The 10470-nt window shown below is 53.5% G+C and carries 10 protein-coding genes; 7 read left to right on the top strand and 3 right to left on the bottom strand.

Features of this window, described 5'->3' with window-relative positions:
* The 3 genes from BISU_RS04620 to BISU_RS04610 all read left to right on the top strand — a co-directional run.
* Window positions 1-290, top strand: a 290-nt coding sequence (locus BISU_RS04620; RefSeq protein ID WP_034532955.1) for an integrase core domain-containing protein, incomplete at its 5' end; no start/stop codon positions are given.
* 194 nt (window positions 291-484) lie between these two features.
* Complete coding sequence (rfbA, locus tag BISU_RS04615) at window positions 485-1378, top strand: glucose-1-phosphate thymidylyltransferase RfbA (protein WP_024463491.1); 894 nt, start codon at window positions 485-487, stop codon at window positions 1376-1378.
* 182 nt (window positions 1379-1560) lie between these two features.
* Window positions 1561-3276 carry a hypothetical protein gene (locus tag BISU_RS04610; protein ID WP_024463490.1) on the top strand — a complete coding sequence of 572 codons (1716 nt, stop codon included), beginning with the start codon at window positions 1561-1563 and terminating at the stop codon, window positions 3274-3276.
* 76 nt (window positions 3277-3352) lie between these two features.
* On the opposite strand, the gene BISU_RS11995 is transcribed toward BISU_RS04610, so the two are convergent.
* Window positions 3353-4096, bottom strand: a complete 744-nt coding sequence (locus BISU_RS11995; RefSeq protein ID WP_081893760.1) for an HNH endonuclease family protein — start codon at window positions 4094-4096, stop codon at window positions 3353-3355.
* Window positions 4097-4495: 399 nt separating this feature from the next.
* On the opposite strand from BISU_RS11995, the gene BISU_RS13145 reads away from it, so the two are divergent.
* From BISU_RS13145 to BISU_RS04590, 4 genes are all read left to right on the top strand, one after another.
* Window positions 4496-5068, top strand: a complete 573-nt coding sequence (locus BISU_RS13145; protein WP_206538249.1) for a hypothetical protein — start codon at window positions 4496-4498, stop codon at window positions 5066-5068.
* A 114-nt stretch (window positions 5069-5182) separates the two neighbouring features.
* Window positions 5183-5587 carry a hypothetical protein gene (locus BISU_RS13140; RefSeq protein ID WP_206538250.1) on the top strand — a complete coding sequence of 135 codons (405 nt, stop codon included), beginning with the start codon at window positions 5183-5185 and terminating at the stop codon, window positions 5585-5587.
* Between the two features lie 503 nt (window positions 5588-6090).
* A complete protein-coding gene (locus BISU_RS04595; protein WP_033502843.1) occupies window positions 6091-7194 on the top strand; it encodes an ImmA/IrrE family metallo-endopeptidase in 1104 nt (367 codons plus the stop codon).
* The gene (locus tag BISU_RS04590; protein ID WP_024463482.1) at window positions 7191-7697 is read left to right on the top strand and encodes a DUF4411 family protein; all 507 of its coding nucleotides are present in this window, start codon (window positions 7191-7193) and stop codon (window positions 7695-7697) included. Before BISU_RS04595 ends, BISU_RS04590 begins: the two co-directional genes overlap by 4 nt.
* Window positions 7698-8163: 466 nt before the next feature.
* Here the strand turns inward: BISU_RS04590 and BISU_RS04585 are convergent, their stop codons facing one another.
* Together BISU_RS04585 and BISU_RS04580 are read right to left on the bottom strand one after the other, a co-directional pair.
* Window positions 8164-9354: an XRE family transcriptional regulator gene (locus tag BISU_RS04585; protein ID WP_024463481.1), complete on the bottom strand. Its 1191-nt coding sequence runs from the start codon at window positions 9352-9354 to the stop codon at window positions 8164-8166.
* Between the two features lie 34 nt (window positions 9355-9388).
* Window positions 9389-10159, bottom strand: a complete 771-nt coding sequence (locus BISU_RS04580; protein WP_024463480.1) for a hypothetical protein — start codon at window positions 10157-10159, stop codon at window positions 9389-9391.
* Window positions 10160-10470 lie beyond the last annotated feature (311 nt).

The raw sequence follows: 10470 nt of genomic DNA, 5'->3' as shown, positions 1-10470 counted from the left end.
TCAGCAGCCTGTACGGCACGCATCTGAACGAGGCCGGGATCCTGGCCTCCACCGGCACGGTGGGTGATTCCTATGACAACGCGCTGGCCGAGAGCGTCAACGGCGCGTACAAGAACGAACTGATCACACGATCCGCGCCGTTCGGGACCGTGCGGGCGTTGGAAACAGCGACCTTCCAATGGGTCTCCTGGTGGAACAACCAACGCCTCCACGAACGCCTCGACTACCGGACACCAGCCGAGGTAGAAGCACGCTATTATCAAACCAAGGCGACACCAGTCACCCAATAAAACACAGGGAACAAAACCCAGTCCATATCACCACCACCTGGCAGAACAGCCTCAACCAATACATGAAACAACTACCATAAAAGAACGAAGACCGTGACATCCATGCGGATGATATGGTCCTATTGACTATGGTGACTTATGGGCGAGTTGGGATTGGCTCATAAGGCATCAGTCAGTGAGAATGGAGCAGCAATATGAAGGGCATTATCCTTGCCGGGGGCTCGGGTACGCGGTTGTATCCGTTGACGACGGTGACGTCGAAGCAGCTGCTTCCCGTGTATGACAAGCCGATGATCTACTACCCGTTGAGTGTGCTGATGATGGCGGGCATCAGAGATATCCTCATCATCTCCACGCCCCACGACCTGCCCAACTTTGAACAGCTGCTTGGTGACGGCTCACGTTATGGGGTGCATCTGTCATATAAGGTCCAGCCGAAGCCGGAGGGTCTGGCGCAGGCGTTTGTGCTGGGGGAGGAGTTCATCGCCGGGGAGTCGTGCGCCCTCGTGTTGGGCGACAACATCTTCTATGGTAATGGGTTTCGTAAGCTCCTTCTTGGTGCGGTGGCGGAGAGTGCGCATTGCGCCACGGTGTTTGGCTATTACGTCGATGATCCGGAGCGCTATGGCGTGGTGGAGTTTGATGGGGACAATCATGCCGTGAGCATCGTGGAGAAGCCGGAGCATCCGGCGTCGAACTACGCGGTGACGGGATTGTATTTCTATGATGAACGGGTCACCGAACTCGCGAGGCAGGTGCGACCTTCGTCTCGTGGCGAGTTGGAGATTACGGATCTCAACCGCATGTATTTGGAGGATGGTTCGTTGCATGTGACGACGTTGGGTCGTGGGTATGCGTGGTTGGATACGGGCACGATGGATTCCCTGTATGAGGCGGGGGAGTTCGTGCGCACGGTGCAGCGGGCGCAGGGTCTGCCGATCAGCGTGCTTGAGGAGATCGCCTTCGAGAACGGTTGGATCGAGCGCGATCAGTTGTTGGCGGCCGCGAACCGGTACGGCAAGAGCCCGTACGGCATGCACCTGCGGGATGTCGCCGAACGCAGGATCATCAGCCGGCCAAAGGATTAGACGGGTGGGAATCGAGCTAATCCCCGCAAAGTATACGGTCGGGGTCTTATCGTCATCGTAACAGGTCACTTGGTTTGGCGTTTGCGGATGCCGTTACCAACTTACGGTACAGGATTTGTTGAGAGCCCGTTTGATAGAGTACTGACAGTACCGGTTCGTATTGCCAAAGAGGGGAACTCACAGTGGAGAATGATCAGCTCGGTCAAACCAGCGATACCGAGGATGAACATACCGAAACCGAGTATACGGACGCGGTTGTCGGTTCAACTTCGCAGGATGGGAATACTCCGCCGTCACTTGAACTCATCGAGGTCATTCCTGGCACAGCCGTAGTTTTTGGAGATGTCCCTGAAGAACTGGACTTATTGAGTTTCGGTCTCGTCCCCGAGCGGGATAGGGAGCTGCTCTCGAGCGTGCTCGGTACCATCGGCAATGCGGGCACGATCGGCGGTAACTTGGCCAACGCTATTACGGCCGCGCAGGGTCTGTATCGCCTTGATGGACCCACGCAGGCACTGATTGATAGCGGTGCACGGCTCGCCATGAAAGATGGCGCGAAGTTGGGATCGATTTTCAAAGACGGTCATCTGGTTGCGCAGGCTCGGTTCGTGCCGGTTTCAATGACCGCGTCGGCCATAGCCGCCATTGGCCCTGCAGTGGCAATGGTCGCTTTGCAAATGCAGCTGAACAAGATTTCGGGATTGGTCGAATCCAATATCGCGCTCACCAAGCAGACTCTAGGTTTGATCAATCAGGAGCAATGGGCCGAGCTCGCTGGCTTATCCGCTTCTATTGACCGTGCCATTGACCAGGCTGAACAGGTCGGCAGTCTCACCACGTCGATCTGGGAGAATATTGCAGGAAACGAACCAAAGGTTGACAAACAACTTGATTTGTATCGACGCAAAGTATCCGATCATATTCAGCAGTTGCACCAAGCACAGGGCGTTGCCCGGCGGGATTATCTTCAGACCAGTGCCGAGGCGATTTTCTTTGATTCGACCGCGCTGTTGTATGCACTAAAGGCGCAGGCTGGTTATCAGGCCATGCGAGCCGCACATGCTCGAAACGTCGGCCAGCGGGATGAGAATGAGGCGCGCTTGGCTGAAGTGATTGAGCAGGGGATGCACGACGACCTCGACGCGGGCATCCAGGCTGTGCGTGAACTCGTGGTGTCGCTGATTCGGGAGTTGAGAATCGTGGCGGAGCTTCCAGGACGTGCGGCTTTACCGTTGACGAAGTCCCGGAGCGTGAAGAAAGCTTCCCAGCTTAGCTGCCAGAAGCTGCTTGATGCTCTGGAACCGCTTGCAGATACTTTGCATGTCAAATCACCGGCGTTGGACGTTCCCCCGGTGATTTGTGCCCCGGATAAGGTCAATCTGGATGCCTATCTTCGCATTCTGCGATGGTTCATGCATGACGGCGAGGAACTGACGGGCATGGCGTTCGCCTATCAGCCTGGGGCACATGATTTCGCTGGGATGGTTCCGCAAGTGCTTGAGAAACGTGTTGATGCGGTTTGGGATTCGCTTGATTCCGGGGCGTTGGCTTCCGTGATCGACAAGACAACGTCGACAGTACTCATCGCAGTAACCAGCATGCGCATCATCCTCGCAGCGCCGCGTGCATTCCTCACTCGGGGCGAGATCAAGCGGTCCATCCCGCTATCCGACATCCGGTTCGTCAGGTCGCCGAAAGGCATTGACCAGGAGGTACGGCCAACAATTGAGATCATTACAGAGAACGAGGATTTCCGTCTGATGTTTCCGAAGGAGGTCTCGGGCCAGGTGATTGACGGGGTGATGGGGCTTGTTGGGAGTGACGCGGATGACGGTGCGATGCCGGCGGATGAGCGGGAGGTCGCGACGGGGGAGTCACACGAAGAGCTGGGCGAGTGAATTAGTCTGTTGGCTTGATCCCTACGTATGTTGTTCTGTCGTATGAAAAGTCGTATCCATGGAGCAGTCTCCCGCGCTAACAGTCGAGAGGCCGTAGATTGATCAGCGCACTAATTAATTCGTGCAGGTTCTCAGTATGTGTGTCGATCGCATCGTTGTCCCAACCAGGACCCTGAGTGATTGCCGCCATGATCCTGAACTTGAGGCTTTGATCATCGATATTGAAGAGTTTTACTTTTTCCGTTGGGTTGATATTGCTGCGTTTGGAATTCTCCGAGCGTGTGAGCAGACACAGATTGCCAAGCCTGTTGAGGTGCTCCTTATCGACTTCCAGTTTCCCCTCGGTGTCGCGCCGCACGAGATCCTGCGGGAATAGGTGCTCCACTGAATTGCGGTAGCGGAAAGTGAACGATTGGAATTTTGATAGGTCCGTATAGGCGTCGGAACCATTTGCTGTCATATCTTGATTGACGGCAGCGATAAGCGGCACGGAGTTAGGGTCTGCACCATTGCGCATCGAATCGTCCGTATCCGAATTCGTGGCTTCGCGATATCTCCAGAGTACGTAGTCGATGAAATTGAATGTGAATACGCCAAAACACGGTGAGCCGTAGGCCTGGTTCAAGTCATTCTCCCATCCTTCAGCAGACTCGTGGAACCGATTGAGGGCAAGATTCCATAGGGCCATGCGGAATTTCTTCGCTATCGTGTGGCGCTTCTCGATTAGTTCGGATGGATTGGAATTGATTTGGTACAGGGACCGGAGATAGTCCTGCACGAAGGTCTTTGAGCTCATACTGGTGAACGTCACCTGGTTCATCGATTCCAGCGCCTATATAAATCGTTACGGCCACTACCATTTTCGCGAGTATTTTCTGGCTTACTGGCAGCGGTTCGCGCCTTTACCTCCGTGGATTTCCTTGGTATTGCCGGCTTGCCTGACAAGCAGCGTAGAGTATGCTGTGATTCGTGGTCTGGAGTTCTGTGCCGTGCAATGAACATTTGCTGGGCGCGAAGGTTCTTGCAATGGAGGGATGATGCTGGCCGAAGAAGCGGATGAGTTGATTGCTCGTTGGCGCATGGATGAGAACAGTACATATCAGTCCTGGTTCTTTGGCCGGAGAGACTGAAGAACTTCCGTTCCATTCGCCGAGGTCTCCGGGTTGTCATCGACGAGATTCGACGGGATGAATTCGGCATTGCCTACCGCGGCTCCTCATTGCAAGCCGCAGTCCGCTCGATTGCCGAGCAACGGCAGATCTTTCGTGGTGCTGACCATGCTTTTCAATGGAAACCGAAGCTGCGCATCCCTGATATCTATGAAAATCGCGCAAATCAGATAGCATTCGGCGAATTCCTCAATACATGCCTGTGCTGCGATTCTGAAGCGCAGCTTGTCGAGGCCATTCATGCGCTAAACGCACTACATATCAAAAGCATCGGCCCTGCCGCCGCCAACCTGCTGTATTTTTTCCATCCCACGCTTATCCCTCCATTCAATACGGCGATTGTTCGTGGCTACAATCGCATCTTCGGCGCCAACGTGAAGCTCGGCAGCTGGCAGCAGTATCTGGTTATGAGACAGGGGATGCTCACCTTTAGAGAAGAACATGCGACATTGTTCTCGGATGATCTTGGTGCGATTGCCGGATTTCTTTTCGATGTGGGCTCTGACGGGTATCCGCTTCCTCCGAGCGAAGCCAATCCGGCAGAACTTGAACGTTGGAGGCATGATCTCGAGCAGGTTCGACAAGAGGCCGCAGTTTCTCATAGGGCAGCCAGAGAGCGATAGGACGCCGATCATGCGCACACGGAAATTCAAGGATGGCTGCGGGGCCTTGGCGCCGCACTTGGATTCCTACCATATATAGCAGCCAACGACAGGACCCGCTTGTGGCAGGGAGGCATGTTGGGAGATGGGTGCGCTGAACCGAATGAACTGCCTTCGAACGTTTCCGGAATCGATATGATTCGCCTGATTGATGTGCTTTGGCTGACGCCATCGCACAGTCAGGTTGCTGCAGCTTTTGAAGTCGAGCATACGACCTCGATCTATTCAGGCATGCTTCGTATGCTGGACTTCGGCGAGGGGCAGGAAACTTCAACGTTGACAGGACTGTTTCTTGTAGCGCCTGACGAGCGCGAAGACGATGTGCGAAAGCAGCTGGTTCGACCGGCTTTTCGCGGAATCGCCGATCTCCGTGCGCGTTATCTTCCCTACAGCGAGCTGAGCCGCAATCGTGAGCAGATAGTCCGCTTTGGCACAGGTCTAAAGCCAATCAATGCCATCGCCAAAGATCTTGTCGCATAATAGATAATAGATTGATTCGATATTCGGAGGGTACAGCTGCCTTCATGCCTGAATGCTTACATAGCTCCTCTATGCCCTGCGTTGCTTGGCTTTCACCGGTTAGTTAGCGCGGCGTCTTTGTTATAAGCCATGTGGTCGTCCGGCTAGGGTCTTTTCCAGTCCACTATCCTGTCTGCGCCTTCATCCGATGATATGTCAAAAGTATCCGATTAAAATCCAAAAATATCCGATTAGATGGTTCCGGTCTGATGCAAAACATTGATTTTCCAACGTTTTGTATCAGATGGGGCATGGTTCAAACTATCCGATTAACTCGGATACTATCCGATTTGCAGACGTCATCGGCAGCGCACCTCCGATGATTTCATGTACCATTATGCGTAACGATGTATCGATCGGTCAGCATGAATGTGAGGATTGCAGGTGTGTATGAAGTCTGTGCTTGGCGTTCTCGGTTGAGCGGGCTGGAAATACGGTGATGTGGAACAGGAGGGATTTGAGCCATGGTAACGACTCGTGTGATGGTCAACCCTGATGTTCTTAGGCATTACATAGTGAAATCGAATGTTGATGCTGTAGAGATTGGCGTGAACGGCCTCGACGAAATCCTTGCTGGCGAGCGCCAACCGACTTTCAACCAGATTTCTTCTATAGCAAAGAAAATTCATACCCCGACTGGGCTGTTGCTGCTTCCCGAAGTTGTTGATACGGGCAGAAGCCGCTTGCAGTTCCGCACGGCTGGCTCTCGGCCTGTGAAGGCAATGAGCGCGGAATTGCGCGACACCATTGCAGAGATGCAAAACAAGCAAGATTTCCTGCGCGAGGAGGCTGAAGAAAACTTGAGCTTTATCGGCAAATATACGGGTGTGCGTGATGCGCGTGTAGTTGCCCAGCGCATCAGAGAGTATCTGGAATTGCCATGCCCATTGGAAGGCGGCACGCCCCAAGAGGTTCTCAATGGTGTGCGTCGCGCTGTTGCCAGCATCGGGATTTACGTGTTCTTTAATGGAAAGATCAAAGATAACGTCCATCGGAAGTTGTCTTTGGACGAGTTTCGTGGTTTCGTCCTTTCGGATTCCAAAGCTCCGATTATCTTTATCAATGGGCGCGATTCCAAACGGGGGCAGCTATTTACGCTCGTTCATGAAACCGTTCATCTGTTTATCGGCTCTGAGGAAATAATGGAGGGAATAGACTACGCAACTCCGGAAGAGGCTTTCATCAACGCTGTCACAGGCGAAATCCTCATTCCGCAAAGCAGAGTGAGGGATCGAGAACTTCGTGATGTGCCTTCTCTCGCGGAACGGTACAAGGTAAGCGAAGCTGTTGCCGTCCGCCGACTGTATGATGCTGAAAGAATCACGCACGCTGAATACGAGAGTTACATGGATTACCTCGATTCGCAGTATCGGAGGAATTCACAGCAGGATACTGGGGAGGTCCACGGGAACTATCGCACGGCGTTGCCGTATAGGATTGATTCGAGGTTTTTCCGGACTGTACAGAACGCTGTGGAGTCGAACCGCATAACGCCGACCGAAGCTCTGTCCATTGTCGGAGTCGGGTATAAGGGCTACCGGGTGCTTGCGCAGAAGGCCGGCCAATGAAGTACCTGCTTGACTCAAACATCTATATGGATTGCTACGATCGCTACTACTTGCACGAGTATTTTCCGACTTTCTGGCAGCAGTTCACCCCTTTGCTGAACAAGTTCGCCGTTGCGGCCGATGTGATGCTCGATGAGCATCAGCATGACGAATGGTTCATCGAATGGTTCCGCAAGAATTATCACGGCAGTATCCTTAACCATGTGGAATACGTCGAGGGATGGTCCGAGGTGCTTGAGCATGTACGTACTTGCGGGAAGTACAAGCCCGACGCCTTGGCGGGAGATAAGGGCTGGGCTCATGAAAGAATCGCAGATCCTTGGCTCATCGCTATAGCAAAACATGACGGCTACACTTTAGTGACCAGTGAACAGCGGGATGTGAATATGCATATCAAGGGACATGTAGCTAAAGCTGCGAAAATTCCTGATGTTGCCGATGCCTTGGGAGTTCAAGTAATCGATAGAAATAGGTTCTTCGGGATTGTAAAGCTGTCAGTATAGTACTGCTCTGGCCTGCGATAGTGTGGCAGATAGTATAGCATTCTAGATGAGCAAAGATTCGCGCTTCCTGTATAGGTAAGCCGGGCTGGATGTGCTGCAGCACGCTGATGACGCACCGCTCGCTTCCGGCGCCATCAGCAAGATAGCCGAGCAGCTCGTGCACTCGGCTGTGGCCGCTTGCGTCGCGCATCGCCTCGCTGGTGTGCCAATAGCTAGAAGCAGCTATGCCGACCAATCCGCTGCGTAGCGCGTCTCGTTGGTCGCTCTCCACAACGACTGCGGTGAGGATGTAGAAGCTATGCGGATGAGACGGATCCGTATCATAGCTTTCATCGATGTTTCCCGTAGTCTCCGATAGTTCCTCAGTGCTCCCTAGCAATGCTTGACGCTGTTAGCGGTCTTCCTTTGAATTCTTATTCTCTGGAAGATCTGAGAGTATCCCTTGGCGCAATTAAGGCTTGACCCGTTATCGTTGCTCAGTATGGTTATTGTCCACGTCCGCTCGATACTGATTGGGCGGCGCAAAGCGTTGCTCGCTGACGCCCCATTGTTCGCCGATGTCTGCTAATCCGTCTGACCAATAGTCGAGGTATCGGAATGGTGTGCCGAGTTCGGTGGAGATTGCGAGGGAATCCACGGCCAGGCCGGTGCTTGTCGGCGTCCCGTATGCCGATTCGATCATCTGCTTGAGCAGCAGCGGTCGTTCGATCTCCACAGGAACTGGCTCGTGCTTCTTCCATCCTCGGGACGAAAGTTGAATGAACAGCGACTGGTAGCGTTGCCTGTCGATGATTCCCAAGGAGTACGACCGTGAGATGATTGCTGCGATTGATAGGCCCCAGCCTGCTTTCACCGGCAGGAAGTCGCGCAACGACATGCTCGGCGTGAGTACTCGTTCGGCGTCCTTCCTGGGGAAGAGAAAGGCGGACGCGAACAGGTGCGCTTCGCGTTCCAGTTGTTGGGGCGAGTCGGGTTTGCGGTATCCGTGCAACAGGAGATGACCAAATTCGTGGGCTTTTGTGAATCGAAGCCGGTCCCCGCTCAGCTCGCCGCTGCCCAGGTAGCCAACGCAGTACATGCGCCCGGGGGAGGGGTCGGTGACTCCTTCGCTTGTCAGATGCGCCTCGCTGCCGAAGCCCAGGGATCGCATGGGCGCGACAATGATGCCGGAACGCTCCAATGTGCGAGTAACGTTCGGCACGGCTCCCGTTGCTGGAAGCCCGAGATTCGATCGTGTTGCGTCAGCCAGCTCGTCAATGGCATGTTCGCTCAGATTGCCATGTGTGCGAGGCGCAATCTGAGCGAACCCTGATGTTCTGCCCGCCAGATTTAATCGAGAGGCTACGTGTTGTACTGCGGAAGCGAGCAGCGAGTATTCGCTGGACACGGCAGACAGCTCAGCCATTGTCGACTTCGAGGTTTTGCGGTAAGTCAGAGACGACAGCGGCAGGATTTCGTCTCGGCGTTCGAAAAATGAAATGGGATAGTCCAATGCGCTCGACAGCCTGATGGCGTCGCGCTTGTCCAGAACGCTGATGCCATTTTGCAGTTTGCTGAGTTTGGCTTGTGAGATGCCCGTGCTGGCGGACAGCTCCTTTTGAGAGATTCCCTCAAGCCGCCGGGCAAGCACGATTCTATTGGGATTGAAATCAGACACGATTTGCTCCTTTCCAATCGACCGATACGGGCTGCTACTCATGTATTCTGTGTTCCGGTGGCTCGTTGTTGTATGGCGCATCGGGAGTGCGATTTTCTGATTCGGTTTTTGAATCGTCATCCAGCGGTTGTCCCGTGTAGTCTTCGAGAAGGTCCGGAAGCAGATCGACATACTCGTTTTCTGAAGCTGTGTATTTCAGCTCTGTATCTTCGGGCAGGCTGTCGTGAAGCTCGTACTTGAAGAAGTATGGATTCTCGTTGCCGTATCTGCCTGGGCTGGAGGTCTTGTAGACGGTGATTGCAATGCCTTCGTCGAGCAATTCATCCCATACGCAGACGAGACCGATACTGCTTAGATCCGGTGCAAACTTACCCTCATCGAACAGAGTTCCTTGACTCACTCGGTTAAGTCTTCCGACTCCAATGCAGTTGCGTTGCGAAAAATAGACCCGATTCGTCTTCGTAGCGTTTGATTTGGGCACATGCCTAGTGATTGGATCCACCTTGCGCAGAATCATTTTCAGGCCTGTCGCCGTTTCGCGCAGATGCAGGAACCCCGTATGATCGGACAATGCCCAGCTGTCGGAATCGGAATCCGGCCATAGCCGTGCTGCACGCTGGTTGACCATTCTCGACAAATTCTGACGATTCTGATGTTCCCAAAATAAATCTGAGGGATAGCGGGTCTGCAAGTCAGCGCGTGCTTCAGTTAGAACCGTGTACAGCATTGGGCTGATTGGTGTCAGTAAATCGGTGAGCGCATGCGCCTCGTCAAGGTGGCTGAATTCTTCCTTGGTGTATAGCATGGTAGCCTTCCGTCGGTTCAGATACTTGCTAATGGAATATTTTACACCCAATTTTAATATATTGCCGCTATGGCTTATACGAAGAAACGTGTCACGGTCAAGGAACTATGCGATTATCTGGGACGTGCTCCTAAGACACTCCAGCCAGTGCTCAGAAGATTGGTAGACAAAGGCATGCTTCGTTGGCATGGTTCGGGGCCATGGGATCCTTCTCAGTACTATGCGCTTGATTGATTTGGTGTGGGAGCGGGGAATGCGATTCCTTAGTAGTTCCCTAGTGATTCCCTAGTATTTTCGAATAGCAAAGGTCT

This window comes from Bifidobacterium subtile (genome assembly GCF_000741775.1).
Lineage (GTDB): Bacteria > Actinomycetota > Actinomycetes > Actinomycetales > Bifidobacteriaceae > Bifidobacterium > Bifidobacterium subtile.
Note: the sequence above shows the minus strand (reverse complement) of the source record. Positions and strands in the feature narration are given on the sequence as shown.

Coding starts and splice junctions, on each gene's coding strand:
- BISU_RS04580 (WP_024463480.1), bottom strand. CDS start 10,159: ATGCTATACACCAAGGAAGAATTCAGCCACCTTGACGAGGCGCATGCG.
- BISU_RS04595 (WP_033502843.1), top strand. CDS start 6,091: ATGGTAACGACTCGTGTGATGGTCAACCCTGATGTTCTTAGGCATTAC.
- BISU_RS04590 (WP_024463482.1), top strand. CDS start 7,191: ATGAAGTACCTGCTTGACTCAAACATCTATATGGATTGCTACGATCGC.
- BISU_RS13140 (WP_206538250.1), top strand. CDS start 5,183: ATGTTGGGAGATGGGTGCGCTGAACCGAATGAACTGCCTTCGAACGTT.
- BISU_RS11995 (WP_081893760.1), bottom strand. CDS start 4,096: ATGAACCAGGTGACGTTCACCAGTATGAGCTCAAAGACCTTCGTGCAG.
- rfbA (WP_024463491.1), top strand. CDS start 485: ATGAAGGGCATTATCCTTGCCGGGGGCTCGGGTACGCGGTTGTATCCG.